Here is a 14,919-nt window from a genome sequence, read left to right on the forward strand (position 1 = left end):
TTTGCTGATTATTTTTTCTTACGACGTGATTTTTTCTTCACACTTTTATCTTTATAGAATGGTTTGTGATTCGTTTTACCTTGCTTATCACGACTACGTTGGTTTTTACCTTTTCGTTGCTTACGTTTTTTCTTCTTGCCTTTATGATCATCATCTTTTGATTTATCTAAAGACTTGCCACGTGTTTTAGCTTGAATCGTTTTACCTCTCGATGGTCGTTGACTTCGATCATTTTTTGGCAATGGCATACCAACAATTTGGAAATCAATCATTCGTTCATCTACATCGACATGTGTGACTTTCACTGTAACTTGATCGCCTATACGGAATACTTTTGCTTGGCGCTCACCAATAAGTGCCATTTGGCGTTCATCAAATTGATAATAATCATCTGTCATATTTGAAATATGAACCATACCTTCAATTGTGTTAGGTAGTTCGATAAACATACCGAAATTTGCAACAGAGCTTACAATACCTTCAAATTCATCACCGATGTGTTGAATCATATACTCAGCTTTTTTCAATTCATCAGTATCTCGTTCTGCTTCAATTGCACGACGTTCACGTTGAGACGTGTGCTCAGCTAATTCAGGTAATTTATCTTCCCATTTGTGTAATTCTTTATTATTCATTGAATTATCGATGAGATATTTTCGAATTAAACGATGAACTGTTAAGTCCGGATAACGTCTAATAGGTGATGTGAAATGTGTATAGTATTCCGCTGATAAACCGAAATGACCTAAGTTTGTATCATCATAATGTGCTTGTTGCATTGAACGTAACATCATTGTTGAGATAACCATTTGTTCAGAGCGACCTTCAACTTCTTCTTGGATAGATTGTAATGTTGAAGGATGGATATCTTCACCTGTACCTTTAATCATAATACCGAAGTTTGTAATAAAGTCGAAGAATTGTCTTAAACGATCTGATTTAGGTTGTTCGTGAACACGGTAAATGAAAGGAACTTCAAGTTTATTGAAATGTTCTGCCACCGTTTCGTTAGCAGCTAGCATAAATGATTCAATTAAACGTTCACCTTCGCCTCGCTCACGTAAAACCACATCAGTTGGTAAGCCTTCGTTATTCACTAACACTTTAGCTTCACTGATGTCAAAGTCAATTTCACCACGACGTTTACGCATTTGGATTAAACGATTTGATAAATCTTGTGCTAAATCAAGCATTGGTGTAATTTCTTGATACTGCTTACGTACGTCAGGGTCCTTTTCAGTGATAATTTGATTAACTGCATCATATGTCATTCTGTAATTAGAATGGATGACACTATCAAAAATGTCATGATTAACCACTACACCTCGTTCATTGATTTCCATACGACAACTTAGTGTTAAGCGATCGACTTCTGGGTTCAATGAACAAATACCGTTACTCAAACGGTGTGGAATCATTGGAATAACACGGTCTACTAAATAAACACTTGTCGCTCTATCGTAAGCTTCTTTATCTAGTGCTGAGTCTTCTTTAACATAGTAACTGACATCCGCAATACTTACAGTTAATTCTGTGTGACCATTTTTTAATTTTTTCACACTAATAGCATCGTCTAAGTCTTTTGCGTCTGCACCATCAATGGTAATCGTTAACTCGTCACGCAAGTCTGTACGACCTTTAATTTCATCAGGCTTAATCTCTTCAGGAACCGCTTCGGCTTCTTTCAATACATTATCAGGGAATTCGATTTCGATACCGTGCTGATAAATGATTGATAAGATATCTACTCCTGGGTCATTTTTATGGCCTAGAATCGCAGATATATGTCCTTCAGGATTATCTGTACCATCTGCATACTTCGTAATTTGAACGAGTACTTTATGACCATCTACCGCACCAAGACTTTGACCTTTCGGAATGAAGATGTCTTGCATAATGCGTTTATCATCTGGGATAACAAAGCCAAAATGTTTCGCTTCACTATACGTACCCACTACTTGCGTTACTGAATGTTTTTCAATTGATTTAACTTCGCCTTCAATTTTACCTTTATGTTCACCTTTAGACTTCTGTATTTCTACAATAACTGTGTCACCATCTAATGCGCGATTAATCTTAGTTGGAGGAATAAAGATATCATCCATATCTTCTTGTTCAGGACGTAGGAATGCAAAGCCCTTCTTATTTTGACTTAACGTCCCTTTAATTAACTTAGAATTTGAACTTTTATGCGATTGATTGCGTTGGTATCTATCTGTTTTAGTTCGTTCAACTAAACCTGCTTGTTCAAGTTCTACTAGCACCTTTATTAAATCTCTAAACGAGTCGGCACTATTAAGACCTAAAGCATCTTGAAAATCAGATACCGACATTGGTTCGTAATCAGGTTGCTTTATGATTTCTTCAATGGATTGCTTTAAATTCATCATGCCCCTCCTTTCTTCTTTCGTTTAATATTTTTAAATTTATTATTCAGACCAATCTAAAGATTCTAAGAAACTGTATACATCTTCAAATACTTGTTCTTTTTCTTTATCGATTGTAATGACATGTCCTGAATTTGCATACCATTTGATGTCTTTTTCATCTGAGTCGACATTCTCGTATATATAATTTGCTGATTGAGGATTAATCATTTCATCATTTTCAGCTTGTACTACTAAAATTGGATCTAACACTTCATCGATTTCGTTTCTAACGTTATTTAATGTTTCGCTTAACTCTTTTAACGTTTCAGTAGGATGGAAGTCTTCCATTTCTTTATCAATCGTTGCTTGATCTTTGCCTTCATATTTTTTGAAGTTTCTTGCATATTCTAAAAAGCCTTCGTATATCGCACCTTGCGTTTTACCTTCAGCGGGTGCACACATAGTTACAATACCCTTTACAGGACGATTTAAGCTCAATTTCAATGCGAATACACCACCGAGAGATAAGCCTGCTACGGCAATTTCTTCATAGCCTTGGTCCACTAAATAATCATAACCATCAAGCACATCTTTAAACCACACATGTGGGCTTGATTTTAGAATTTCTTCAGGTGGTGCAGCATGCCCTTCGTATTGAGGCGCATAAGAAGTGTAACCTTTCTTCTGTAGGAATCTTCCTAATTGTCTTACGTCTGATGAATTACCTGTAAATCCATGTAGAAGTAAGACTGCTCGTTTCCCTTCCTCAAAGAAAAACGGTTGTGGTAATTTAATTTGCATTTAAAATCCCTCTTCCATCATTATCTCAAAATTATTCTTGCATTATATGTTTTAATTCAAATACAATGCTTCGTATTAATATTATATTTAACTAAATATTCCCTTATTTTCTCGGAAATATACATTATTTAAATCGGACCTTAGGTCTCCTGACTAAATATCAATGACGTCGTCCGTCACTATTCATTATAAATAAAAAAGCCCGACATTAACATCGTCGGACCTTATAAACCAAAGTAACTGATACCAATCATTATTAAAAAGAAAATGACTGCTAAAATAATTGTTAATCTATGCAAGAATAAATCGACGCCACGTTGTTTTTGTTTACCAAATAACTGTTCTGCGCCACCACTAATAGCACCTGAAAGTCCATTACTTTTACCTTCTTGGAGTAATACAACAGTGATTAATGCAATACAATCAATAATTAATAGTACTATGAAAAGTGTATGCATGAAAATTGTCCTCCATTCATTATATACGTTCCGAATTATATCATATACTAGTCTTTATAATCAATGACTATCGATTAAAGGTACTCTTACGGATGATTGAAATAACTAGCATGTATAATGCTAATACTGTAGAGCCCACAATTACGATTATAATAGGAATAATAAACAACACTGATTTAGCTGTTATTATCGCATTAATAACCATAGTTACGTTTACTAATGTAAATAATACATTTGAAACATAGACTGCAAACATAAACCACCACAGATATTTATGTCGATTCCATAATGCAATGACACCTGCTAAATATGCCAAAATATACATAATGCCAGTATATCTAAAGCTATTTAAAATATTAGCTACTGCACTATCACTTGCTTTCTGTCCTACCTGTGATAATAGTGTCTTAGCTGTTAACGTATCTAATGCAATAAAGTTATGGATGATCAATAAAATACATAAAATTAAAGAACTGTAGCCTATTAATTTACCTGCATTGCGTTCTCTTTGACTAGGTTGATTAAGTTGATTCTCCATCTTTATTTCTCCTTCTTTTATATACATAGCTATTATATCAGTTTGTATACCTAAATTAAATCTGTTCCATGTTCGTTAAGAATCATTAGTAGGTTAGATATATGTGATAAAAGCTACATTAATGATTTTGTCATTATGATTTTACAATTAGTTAATCACTTACATTGTTTAATAATTGAAAAAACCTGCCACAGTCTCAACTCTGTGACAGGTAATACATAAGCGTGAACTCTATTATTGTTTTAAATAGGTTAAATTATTAGACTTATTTGTCTAAATTGTAGAATGATTTGATACCATCAAATTTAGCAGTTTCAAATAATTCATCTTCAATACGTAATAATTGATTGTATTTAGCAATACGGTCAGTTCTTGATAATGAACCAGTTTTAATTTGACCAGCATTAGTAGCCACTGCGATATCAGAGATTGTAGTATCTTCTGTTTCACCTGAACGGTGAGAAACTACTGCAGTGTATCCAGCTTTTTGAGCCATTTCGATTGCATCGAATGTTTCAGTTAATGTACCAATTTGGTTAACTTTGATTAAGATTGAGTTACCAATACCTTGTTCAATACCTCTAGAAAGGATTTCAGTGTTTGTTACGAATAAATCGTCACCTACTAATTGAACTTTATCACCAATACGATCAGTTAATTGTTTCCAACCGTCCCAGTCATTTTCATCCATACCATCTTCGATAGTGATGATTGGGTATTTACCAATTAATTCTTCTAAGTAGTCAACTTGTTCAGCTGCGCTACGTTTCGCACCATGTTCACCTTCGAATTTAGTGTAATCATATACACCATTTTCGTAGAATTCAGATGATGCACAGTCGAATCCTAAGAATACATCTTCGCCAGGTTTGTAACCTGCTTTTTCGATAGCTTTAATAATTGTTTCTACAGCATCTTCAGTACCTTCAAATTTAGGAGCGAAACCACCTTCGTCACCTACTGCTGTTTCTAAACCACGTTCACTTAAGATTGATTTTAAGTTATGGAAGATTTCAGCACCCCAACGTAATGCTTCTTTGAATGATTCTGCACCTGTTGGTAAGATCATGAATTCTTGGAATGCGATTGGTGCGTCTGAGTGAGAACCACCATTAACGATGTTCATCATAGGAACTGGTAATTGTTTACCGTTGAATCCACCTAAATATTTGTATAAAGGTTGACCTAATAAGTCTGCTGCTGCACGTGCAACTGCGATAGATACACCTAAAATAGCGTTTGCACCTAATTTACCTTTGTTAGGTGTACCGTCTAATTGAATCATCATTTTATCAATAGATACTTGATCTAATACTGAAAATTCACCTTCAACGATTTCTGGTGCAATAATTTCGTTAACATTTTCAACAGCTTTAGTAACACCTTTACCGCTATAACGTGATTTATCTCCATCACGTAATTCAACTGCTTCGTGTTCACCTGTAGAAGCACCTGATGGCACTAATGCACGACCGAAAGCACCGCTTTCAGTTAATACTTCAACTTCAACTGTTGGGTTACCACGTGAGTCTAAGACTTCGCGAGCATAAACATCTGTAATAATTGGCATGTGAAAAATCTCCTTTAATTTAGATTCTAAAGCTATTATAGCTTGATTTAATCTTTAAATAAAATATTTATATCAGATAAGGACTGAATCCCTAAAGTTTCAAATATTGTATTAGGGATTACAATATTCTTACCATTTATAACTGGACTAATTTTTAGTGTTTAATAAGTGATTCACCAGTCATGTCTGATGGTTGATCTACATTTAATAAATCTAATAGTGTTGGTGCTAAATCTCCTAGACGACCAGTTTCACGTAATGTAACGCCTTCTTTAGTTACAATAACAGGAACCGGATTAGTCGTATGAGTAGTCATTGGTTGATCATCATCTGTTAATACTTGGTCAGAGTTACCATGGTCACCTGTAATAATTGCATAACCATTCATGTCTAAGATTTTATCAACAACTTCACCTAAGCATTCATCCACTGCTTCAATTGCTTTGATAGTTGGTTCTAACATACCACTATGTCCAACCATATCAGGGTTAGCAAAGTTTAAGATAATTAAATCTAAATCACCTTTATCTAACTCTTCTAATAACGCATCTTTAACTTCATACGCACTCATTTCTGGTTTTAAATCGTAAGTCGCTACTTTTGGTGAATCGATTAAACGGCGACGCTCACCTTCAAATTCTTCATTACGTCCACCACTCATGAAGTACGTTACGTGTGGATATTTTTCAGTTTCAGCAATACGTAATTGTTTTAAGTTATTATTTTGAGCAACTTCACCAATTGTATTTGTTAAATCCACTTTCTCGAAGACAACTTCAGCATCTATATTGTCATTATATTTAGTAAATGTTGCGTAGAATAAATCTTTAACTTGTTCTACTTTAAAGCCATCAAATGCTTTATTAGTAAATACTTCTGACAACTGAGCTGCTCTATCAGGGCGGAAGTTGAAGAAGATAACTGCATCTCCATCATTGATACCATTATTTTGACCTTCAACAATAAATGGCTCAACAAATTCATCTGTTAAATCATTAGCGTAGTTAGCTTCAACGCCTTCTTTTGCTGAAGCATAAGTAGGCCCTTCAAAGTTACGGATAGCATTATATGCTTTTTGTTCACGATCCCAACGTTTATCACGGTCCATAGCGTAATAACGGCCAGAAATAGATGCGAACTCTCCTACACCTAATGATTTAAATTTAGCTTCTGTGTCTTCAATGTATTTTAGTGCTGATTTTTGGTCTACGTCACGACCGTCTAAGAATGCATGTACATAAACTTTATCTAAACCTTTTTGTTTAGCAAGTTCTAACAATGCAAATAAATGTTGGTAATGACTGTGTACACCACCATCAGATAGTAATCCAAAGACATGTAATGCAGAATCATGCTCATTAACATGTTGCACGGCGTTATTTAACACATCATTTTCAAAGAAATCGCCATCTGCGATTGATTTATTAATACGAGTCAAACTTTGGTAAACAATACGTCCTGCACCAATGTTCATATGACCAACTTCTGAGTTACCCATTTGGCCTTCTGGAAGACCTACGTCTAAACCACTTGCTTCAATTTGTGTAGTTGGGTATTTGCTGTAATAGCGGTCAAAATTTGGTTTATGCGCTTGTTTTACAGCATTACCATGTTCACTTTCACGATTAGCGAAACCATCTAAAATGATTAAAGCTGTCGGTTGTTTAGCCATAATTATTTTGCACCTTCTAACAATTGTACGAAATCTTCAACTTTTAATGATGCGCCACCTACTAATGCACCATCAATGTCAGATTGAGCCATGTATTCTTTAACGTTGTTAGGTTTAACACTACCACCGTATTGAATACGTGTTGCATCAGCAACATCTTGACTAGCCACTTTCGCTACTGTTTTACGCACGTGAGCACACATTTCATTAGCATCATCAGAAGTAGCTGATTTACCAGTACCGATTGCCCAAATTGGTTCGTATGCAATAACAACTTCTTTAAGTTGCTCTTCTGATAAACCTTCTAATGCTTTTTCAACTTGATTGCTAACGATTTCATTAGCTTTGCCATTTTCGCGTTCTTCATCAGTTTCACCAACACAAATAATTGGTGTCATGCCATGATTAAATACCGCATGTGCTTTTTTATTCACATCTTCATCTGTTTCATGGAATAATTCACGACGTTCTGAGTGTCCAATAACTACGTATTTAACACCTAAGTCAGCTAATGCCACTGGAGAAGTTTCTCCTGTGAATGCACCATTATCTTCAAAATAAGTGTTTTGAGCACCAATTTTTAATCCTTTTGCTTTGCCATCATTCACTAATGAAATTAATGCGTCTAATTGAATTGTTGGTGCACAAATTACTGATTCAACTTCTTTTTCATCAGGTAATGTTGGTAAATTATTAACGAAGTCTTTAGCTTCTTTAACTGTTTTGTTCATTTTCCAGTTACCAGCTATGATTGGTTTTCTCATTGATTACACTCCTATATATTTAAAATTGTAATTTTAGCATTAAATAATTTTTTAAGACGTAAAGTCTTATTCTTTATACATTTTCCCTTGAAAATGCTTAGAAAAACGTACACCTTTTATAAGGTGATTATTTATCATTAATTGCTTTAATTCCTGGTAATTCAATACCTTCAAGGTATTCTAATGATGCACCGCCACCAGTAGAAATATGTGTGAAGTCATCTTCAAAACCTAAAGAAATTGCAGCTGCTGCTGAGTCACCACCACCGATAATTGTAGTAGCGTCTTTTAAGTTAGCAATGGCTTTACATACACCGATTGTACCTTGAGCAAAGTTACTAAATTCAAATACACCCATAGGTCCATTCCATACTACTGTATGTGCACCTTCTAATTCTTTAGAGAATAATTCAACAGTTTTAGGGCCAACGTCCATTGCTTCTTGATCAGAAGGGATGTTATCAATTGATACTTCAGTAATTTCAGCGTAATTTGAGAATTCTTTCGCAACTTTCGCATCTACTGGTAACACAATTTGATCTCCGTTACTTTCAAGTAATTCTTTAGCAAAGTCGATTTTGTCTTCTTCTAGTAAAGATAATCCAATTTCCTTGCCTTGTGCTTTTAAGAAAGTATACGCCATTCCACCACCAATAAGAATTTTATCAGCGATATTTACTAAGTTTTTAATGACACCAATTTTGTCAGATACTTTTGCGCCACCTAAAATTGCAACTACTGGTTTATGTGGGTCGTTAACAACACCACCGATAAATTTAATTTCTTTTTCCATTAAATAACCAGCCGCTGTTTCTAAATGAGTTGAAATACCAACGTTAGATGCATGTTCACGGTGAGCTGTACCGAAAGCATCATTTACAAATACATCACCTAGTGATGCCCAATATTTACCTAATTCAGGATCATTTTTAGATTCTTTTTTACCATCTAAATCTTCGTAACGTGTATTTTCGACTAATAATACATCGCCTTCACTTAAGTTTTTGATAGCTGATTCTAATTTTTCACCACGTGTTTCAGGTACGAAAGTAACTTCTTTACCTAATTTTTCAGATAAAGCATCAGCAACAGGTTTTAATGTAAGACCTTCTTTATCACTTTCTTGTTTAACTTTTCCTAAGTGAGAAAATAGTACTAATTTACCACCTTGTTCGATGATATATTTAATTGTTGGTAAAGCCTGAACAATACGATTATCATTTGTGATCTTACCGTCTTTTAAAGGTACATTGAAATCAGCACGTTCTAAAACAACTTTCCCTTTTAAATCTAAATCAGAAACAATTTTCTTTGCCATTATAATTTCCTCCTCTAAATAGGAATTACTAATATAAAAATAAGCGGAGAAGCGTTAGTGCTCCCCGCTTACTCATAAGCTAACTTATTTCAATAATTTGTACAAGTGTACTGTGAATAGTACATCCATACTGAGCACAAGTTTATTTAACTATGCTTCTAAATTATTTAGATAATTCTGCTAAATATTCTAAAGTACGAACTAATTGAGCAGTGTAAGACATTTCGTTGTCATACCAAGCTGCAACTTTAACTAATTGACGGTCACCAACAGACATTACACGAGTTTGAGTAGCATCGAATAATGAACCGTAAGTCATGCCAACTACGTCAGAAGAAACGATTTCGTCTTCAGTGTAACCGAATGATTCGTTTGAAGCGTTTTTCATTGCTTTGTTAACGTCTTCAACAGTAACGTCTTTTTCTAATACAACTGTTACTTCAGTTAATGAACCTGTAGCAACTGGTACACGTTGAGCACCACCGTCTAATTTACCATCGATTTCAGGAATAACTTTACCGATTGCTTTTGCAGCACCTGTTGAGTTAGGTACGATGTTTTGAGCTGCTGCACGTGCACGACGTTTGTCACCTTTTTTATGTGGACCGTCTTGAGTCATTTGGTCACCAGTGTATGCGTGAATAGTTGTCATTAAACCTTCAACTAAACCAAATTCATCACTTAATACTTTAGCAACTGGTGCTAATGAGTTAGTAGTACATGATGCACCTGAAACAACTGTTTCTGAACCATCTAAGTCATTGTGGTTAGTGTTGAATACGATTGTTTTTACATCACCTTTAGCTGGTGCAGAAATTAATACTTTTTTAGCACCTGCATTGATGTGTGCTTCTGCTTTTTCTTTATCTGTATAGAAACCAGTACATTCTAATACTACGTCGATATCTAAATCGCCCCAAGGTAATTTGCTTGCATCTGGTTCTTCGTATGATTTAACTTCTTTACCATTTACGCGGAAACCACCATCAACAACTTCAACTTCTCCTGTGAAACGACCTTGCATAGTGTCATATTTTAATAAATGAGCTAACATTTCGTCGTCTGTTAAGTCGTTTACTGCAACTACTTCAATACCTTCTACGTCTTGAATTCTTCTAAATGCTAAACGACCAATTCTACCAAAACCATTAATTGCTACTTTTACTGCCATTATAATGGCCTCCTTTAAAATGATATTTAAAAAGCTTTAAACTTTTTATTACTAATTTAATATTACCTTTGCTGCTGCTTCATCAGTAATTAAAACTGTATTTTTAGGTGCAATACTTAAGTAAGCTTTAATTGCTTCACCTTTAGATTGTCCACCTGCAACAGCGAATATAAAATCTTTGGTTTCTAAATCTTCAAGTTGTAGTCCTATTGTCTTTACTTTATAGACTACATTTCCTTGAGCGTCAAAATAGTAACCGAAAGCTTCTGCGACGGCTTGATGATGTTGAAGGCTTTCAATCACCTGTTCTGACGATTGTCTACGATACGCCATCTTCAGCGCATCACCAATACCGTGAATTGTTATATTTGCTTGTTTAATTTTATCTAATGTATGAACCACAGAGGGTTCCATCAGAAGTGTATTATACGTTGATTCACTTACATTATCTGGTACATAAAGTGTTGTATAATAACCACCTGTTTGTTGCGCCATGCTCGCTGAAATCGTGTTAGCTTGATAAATAACATTCTCACCAAGACCACCACGAGCTGGTACGAAAAATACATTAAATGGTAGAAGATGCATGGCTCGGCTTACATTTGCCATTGTTGAACCACCTGTTACTGAAACAATAGCGTCTTCATATAAGATGCTTTCCAATAATTGGCCAGCTTGTCTTCCCATTTCGGATTTAACATTCTCTTGAGCATCTGCATCACCAGGTATAACGTGAACTTCTTTAATACCAAAAGTTGACTTAATTTGATCAGCTAATTGATTATCATCAGTATAAATATTGAAATATTCGTTAAGCTGATTCAAAACTGACTTGCCTTCTTCAGTGATTTCCATTCCAGTCGATTTGACTTGAATTAAATCTTGCTTTTTCAACATATCAGTTTCAGATCTTAAAACACGTTCAGTAATATCCATGTGCTCACTTAAACTTCTTCTACCTACTGGTTGATTATTTGAGATAGTAGTTAAGATAGAAAAGCGTCGATACATTTTATCAATTAAATCAGGTATCAGCTTCTGTTGAATTTTAATCAAGTCCTTCACTACTACCTTCCTCCTTTATATATAAAAGGTAACCAATAGCATAAACCTGGTTTGACTTATTGCGTCCCGCGTGGGACAAAATCTAACCTCTTTACACTTGCAATAGTACTATTGTGTTGTTGAAAATGCAAGAGAAAAACTCTAATATTTAAAATTATCTGTAAAATTCCCTAATTTAAGTAGTATTTCCCTTTTTATAAAGTGGCGCAAAGTTTAATTAAACCCTTATTTTATAGTATTACCCTTAAAGTTTAGAAATTATTCTTTTGCAAAACACTTTCTTGTTTAAACTATTTTAATTTATAATATAAGAAATTCATTTAAGGAGGATGAAGAAATGGCTCGAGAAAATGATAATAATGTAGAAGTCATTGACCCTGAAGATCGTAGATATAAAGATGATAACTATTTTAATGGTAATGATCATAATGAACGTAACAACTATTCGATAAGATATCATTATGGTTGTGGTTGTCCATTTGGTTGCCTTTCTTCACTAATCATTTCTATTTTGCTTTCAATTATTTTTACCTTTTTACTCAATTGGATGTTTTAAAAAAGTAAAAAGTGAGACTTGAAACATGACTGTTTCAAAATCTCACTTTGATAACTACTAACTATATTATTCATTACTATTTGATGATTCTTGGCTTGACTGACTTTGACTAGACGTAGCACTTCGTTGTGAAGTTTGTCTTGAGGTTGATTGCTGCGTAGACGACTGAGTTGTTGATCGTTGTTGGGTCTGTGGTGATTGTTGTGTCTGTGGTGATTGTTGCGTTCTAGTTTGATTGCTTGTCTGGTTACTATTAGACTTATCCGTATTTGATTCACTAGAATTATTATCACTACTATTATTACTGTTACTTTCTTGAGTTGCTTGTTCTTTAGTGCGAGCTTCTTCTGTTGTAGCTTCTTCTTTAGTTGTTTTCTCTTGTGTTTTTTCTTCCTTAGTCTGTGCTTCTTTGGTTCTTTGTTTCTCCTCCGTTGATGGTTGATGTTTAGTTCTTTGCTGAGTTGGAGGTGTTGCTTGTTGTGTCTGACGTTGTTGGGTTTGAGCTGTTTGCTGCGTAACATTCTCTTGAGTCACATTCGAACTATCTTCACTTGTTTTTTTATCTTTATCTGACTTATCCTTCTTGTCTTTATCTTCTTTGTCTTTTTTATCATTTTTATCTTTGTGCTCTTCAGTTGATTGATTGTTTAAGCGTTCACTTGAACGATTTGAATGATCTACAAATGCAAAAATCGCAAATGCTAATCCGCTTAATAATAATAAAACGATAATCGTACTAATAAGTTTCGAAATGCCACTCATTTTTTTCTTTTCCGGTTCACCAAAGTCATCTCTATTTCTATTGTTCTTAGACATAAGTTACCTCACTTTAATATATTAAAATTGTCTAGTCCCCTAAATGTAGCATATAATTTTACAGTAATTCGCACGGAAATGAAATAAAAAGGTTTAAGACATTAATTATAATGATACATAATCACTTATATATGATAACATCATAAGTAATTACAAACATCAATTATGCAAATTTAATTTTATTAAAATGTGAAAGTGTGAGTCATAATGAAAAAATTTGTTTCTGAAGATATGTTTGAAGATGAAAATGTCCCTAAACATAATCTAAAATCTATGATGTTGAATAATGATGATTATGATGACAGTCATACATCTCAGTTTGACTTTATATTTTTATCAGTCATTTTCATTCCTCTAATCATATTATTCTTAATCTTTATTCATTAGTACTATAATAGATATACAAAGAGCCCACACGATTCTCGCATGGGCTTCTACTAAAGGGAGTCAAAATTGACCTTCGTTTATTTTGTGTAGTCTATGGGGTATACTCAATTTACTCAAAGATATTGAAATCTACTATAGCGAAGGTACAAATTAATTATAACTTAACTTTAGATAATTTAAATCCTGTTTACAGCTTAGTAAATGACATATTATTGACTAATCATTGTACATTTTTTGAACAAGAAAAGTTCAATGTTGATTATAGAAAGGCTATCTTAATACTATAAATTAATAGAGGTGTAAATATGAAGCAATTCTTAATAACTGGCGGAACTGGAATGGTAGGCAGTCAATTAGTAAATGAATTAAAGAATCGCGATGTACATATTACAATACTAACTCGTAGTGATAAGCAAAGTGATGATCCAAAGATTTCTTATGTTAATTGGTCAAAAGACGGTTGGATGTCCCAAGTTCCAGATATAGATGTTGTAATTAATTTGGCTGGTGCAACTTTAAATAAACGTTGGACACCATCATATAAACAATTGATTATGACTAGTCGTATTCAGTCAACTCAAGCACTAGTTGATTTATTTAGCGAACGAGAACATAAACCTGAAGTGCTCTTTAATGCTAGTGCAATGGGTTATTATCCACCTAGTTTATATCATACGTATACAGAGAAATATCAAACACATCCGTTTGATTTTCTATCTGATGTGGTTTATCAGTGGGAACGTTTTGCTAAACGCTTTGAGTCATTTGGTACGCGAGTAGTACTTGGCAGATTCAGCATGATTTTATCTGATGATGGAGGCGCCCTACAGACGATGAAGCTTCCTTATAAATTCTTCGTAGGTGGTAAATTAGGATCTGGATTCCAATGGTATTCATGGATTCACATTAATGACTTAGTGCGCGCAATTCTATTCACAATCGATAATCCTAAAGCAAAAGGTCCATTCAATATGGCTGCACCAATTGCTGAACGCCAAAATTTATTTGGGTACACACTTGCGCGTGTCATGCATCGCCCTCATGAAACATGGGTGCCATCCTTCCTAATGCGATTAGCACTTGGTGAAATGTCTACGGTTGTTTTAGATACGCAAAAGGTATTACCAAATAAACTGGATGCGCTCGGTTTTACGTTTAACTATCCTAACCTAAAAATTGCTTTCGAAGATTTAATAGATGCATAATAATTTAATTGGAGTTTTGAAAATGAATGACGAGAAATTAACTTATATTCTACTTATCATCGCAAGTCTATTTCTTATACTCAATGGTGTTTTCGCTTTCGAACATAATTTAGTAATTATTTTAATGTCCATATTCTTCATATTAATTGGCATTATTTTACTTATTATATCTATTCGACTGTTCCTAAAACGTTCTTCAAACAATTAAAATAGTCATAAAAAAATGAGG

General features: G+C 34.1%; 15 protein-coding genes. 4 read left to right on the top strand and 11 right to left on the bottom strand.

What is annotated here, in order from left to right; genetic code table 11:
• Positions 1-8 precede the first annotated feature (8 nt).
• The 10 genes from rnr to SBL16_RS01735 all read right to left on the bottom strand — a co-directional run bounded on the left by rnr (position 9) and on the right by SBL16_RS01735 (position 11,726).
• Positions 9-2,387 carry a ribonuclease R gene (rnr, locus tag SBL16_RS01690; protein WP_107611457.1) on the bottom strand — a complete coding sequence of 793 codons (2,379 nt, stop codon included), beginning with the start codon at positions 2,385-2,387 and terminating at the stop codon, positions 9-11.
• 42 nt (positions 2,388-2,429) lie between these two features.
• A complete protein-coding gene (locus SBL16_RS01695) occupies positions 2,430-3,170 on the bottom strand; it encodes an alpha/beta hydrolase (protein ID WP_037537259.1) in 741 nt (246 codons plus the stop codon).
• Between the two features lie 224 nt (positions 3,171-3,394).
• On the bottom strand, positions 3,395-3,628 hold the full coding sequence (gene secG, locus SBL16_RS01700) for a preprotein translocase subunit SecG (protein ID WP_011276371.1): 234 nt from the start codon (positions 3,626-3,628) through the stop codon (positions 3,395-3,397).
• A gap of 67 nt (positions 3,629-3,695) precedes the next feature.
• Positions 3,696-4,166 (bottom strand): hypothetical protein, encoded by a 471-nt coding sequence (locus tag SBL16_RS01705; protein WP_107611459.1) that lies wholly within the window; start codon positions 4,164-4,166, stop codon positions 3,696-3,698.
• A gap of 265 nt (positions 4,167-4,431) precedes the next feature.
• Positions 4,432-5,736: a surface-displayed alpha-enolase gene (gene eno / locus SBL16_RS01710; protein WP_037537260.1), complete on the bottom strand. Its 1,305-nt coding sequence runs from the start codon at positions 5,734-5,736 to the stop codon at positions 4,432-4,434.
• Positions 5,737-5,890: 154 nt separating this feature from the next.
• Positions 5,891-7,408: a 2,3-bisphosphoglycerate-independent phosphoglycerate mutase gene (gene gpmI, locus SBL16_RS01715; RefSeq protein ID WP_107611460.1), complete on the bottom strand. Its 1,518-nt coding sequence runs from the start codon at positions 7,406-7,408 to the stop codon at positions 5,891-5,893.
• A 2-nt stretch (positions 7,409-7,410) separates the two neighbouring features.
• Entirely contained in the window at positions 7,411-8,172 is a 762-nt protein-coding gene (gene tpiA / locus SBL16_RS01720) for a triose-phosphate isomerase (RefSeq protein ID WP_011276375.1), read from the bottom strand.
• A 127-nt stretch (positions 8,173-8,299) separates the two neighbouring features.
• The gene (locus SBL16_RS01725) at positions 8,300-9,490 is read right to left on the bottom strand and encodes a phosphoglycerate kinase (RefSeq protein ID WP_107611461.1); all 1,191 of its coding nucleotides are present in this window, start codon (positions 9,488-9,490) and stop codon (positions 8,300-8,302) included.
• A 163-nt stretch (positions 9,491-9,653) separates the two neighbouring features.
• Entirely contained in the window at positions 9,654-10,661 is a 1,008-nt protein-coding gene (gene gap / locus SBL16_RS01730; protein WP_033079634.1) for a type I glyceraldehyde-3-phosphate dehydrogenase, read from the bottom strand.
• A 51-nt stretch (positions 10,662-10,712) separates the two neighbouring features.
• Positions 10,713-11,726 (bottom strand): sugar-binding transcriptional regulator, encoded by a 1,014-nt coding sequence (locus SBL16_RS01735; RefSeq protein ID WP_011276378.1) that lies wholly within the window; start codon positions 11,724-11,726, stop codon positions 10,713-10,715.
• A gap of 337 nt (positions 11,727-12,063) precedes the next feature.
• On the opposite strand from SBL16_RS01735, the gene SBL16_RS01740 reads away from it, so the two are divergent.
• Positions 12,064-12,282 carry a hypothetical protein gene (locus tag SBL16_RS01740; protein WP_033079633.1) on the top strand — a complete coding sequence of 73 codons (219 nt, stop codon included), beginning with the start codon at positions 12,064-12,066 and terminating at the stop codon, positions 12,280-12,282.
• A 66-nt stretch (positions 12,283-12,348) separates the two neighbouring features.
• Here the strand turns inward: SBL16_RS01740 and SBL16_RS01745 are convergent, their stop codons facing one another.
• Entirely contained in the window at positions 12,349-13,098 is a 750-nt protein-coding gene (locus SBL16_RS01745; protein WP_107614126.1) for a DUF4887 domain-containing protein, read from the bottom strand.
• Between the two features lie 207 nt (positions 13,099-13,305).
• Here SBL16_RS01745 and SBL16_RS01750 point away from each other — a divergent pair, with 207 nt between their 5' ends.
• The 3 genes from SBL16_RS01750 (at position 13,306) to SBL16_RS01760 (ending at position 14,898) form a co-directional block, all read left to right on the top strand.
• The gene (locus SBL16_RS01750; RefSeq protein ID WP_107611463.1) at positions 13,306-13,485 is read left to right on the top strand and encodes a hypothetical protein; all 180 of its coding nucleotides are present in this window, start codon (positions 13,306-13,308) and stop codon (positions 13,483-13,485) included.
• 305 nt (positions 13,486-13,790) lie between these two features.
• Positions 13,791-14,690, top strand: coding sequence for a TIGR01777 family oxidoreductase (locus SBL16_RS01755; protein ID WP_107611464.1), 900 nt, complete (start codon positions 13,791-13,793; stop codon positions 14,688-14,690).
• A 22-nt stretch (positions 14,691-14,712) separates the two neighbouring features.
• On the top strand, positions 14,713-14,898 hold the full coding sequence (locus tag SBL16_RS01760; RefSeq protein WP_182477420.1) for a hypothetical protein: 186 nt from the start codon (positions 14,713-14,715) through the stop codon (positions 14,896-14,898).
• Positions 14,899-14,919: the final 21 nt, after the last annotated feature.

The organism is Staphylococcus sp. NWU MK-U1 (assembly GCF_033283505.1).
Lineage (GTDB): Bacteria > Bacillota > Bacilli > Staphylococcales > Staphylococcaceae > Staphylococcus > Staphylococcus haemolyticus.

Excerpts from the sequence above, each read along its gene's own strand:
- SBL16_RS01760 (WP_182477420.1), top strand. The coding sequence starts at position 14,713 with ATGAATGACGAGAAATTAACTTATATTCTACTTATCATCGCAAGTCTA.
- tpiA (WP_011276375.1), bottom strand. The coding sequence starts at position 8,172 with ATGAGAAAACCAATCATAGCTGGTAACTGGAAAATGAACAAAACAGTT.
- SBL16_RS01745 (WP_107614126.1), bottom strand. The coding sequence starts at position 13,098 with ATGTCTAAGAACAATAGAAATAGAGATGACTTTGGTGAACCGGAAAAG.
- SBL16_RS01750 (WP_107611463.1), top strand. The coding sequence starts at position 13,306 with ATGAAAAAATTTGTTTCTGAAGATATGTTTGAAGATGAAAATGTCCCT.
- SBL16_RS01695 (WP_037537259.1), bottom strand. The coding sequence starts at position 3,170 with ATGCAAATTAAATTACCACAACCGTTTTTCTTTGAGGAAGGGAAACGA.
- rnr (WP_107611457.1), bottom strand. The coding sequence starts at position 2,387 with ATGAATTTAAAGCAATCCATTGAAGAAATCATAAAGCAACCTGATTAC.
- SBL16_RS01705 (WP_107611459.1), bottom strand. The coding sequence starts at position 4,166 with ATGGAGAATCAACTTAATCAACCTAGTCAAAGAGAACGCAATGCAGGT.
- gap (WP_033079634.1), bottom strand. The coding sequence starts at position 10,661 with ATGGCAGTAAAAGTAGCAATTAATGGTTTTGGTAGAATTGGTCGTTTA.
- SBL16_RS01755 (WP_107611464.1), top strand. The coding sequence starts at position 13,791 with ATGAAGCAATTCTTAATAACTGGCGGAACTGGAATGGTAGGCAGTCAA.
- gpmI (WP_107611460.1), bottom strand. The coding sequence starts at position 7,408 with ATGGCTAAACAACCGACAGCTTTAATCATTTTAGATGGTTTCGCTAAT.
- SBL16_RS01740 (WP_033079633.1), top strand. The coding sequence starts at position 12,064 with ATGGCTCGAGAAAATGATAATAATGTAGAAGTCATTGACCCTGAAGAT.
- secG (WP_011276371.1), bottom strand. The coding sequence starts at position 3,628 with ATGCATACACTTTTCATAGTACTATTAATTATTGATTGTATTGCATTA.
- SBL16_RS01725 (WP_107611461.1), bottom strand. The coding sequence starts at position 9,490 with ATGGCAAAGAAAATTGTTTCTGATTTAGATTTAAAAGGGAAAGTTGTT.
- eno (WP_037537260.1), bottom strand. The coding sequence starts at position 5,736 with ATGCCAATTATTACAGATGTTTATGCTCGCGAAGTCTTAGACTCACGT.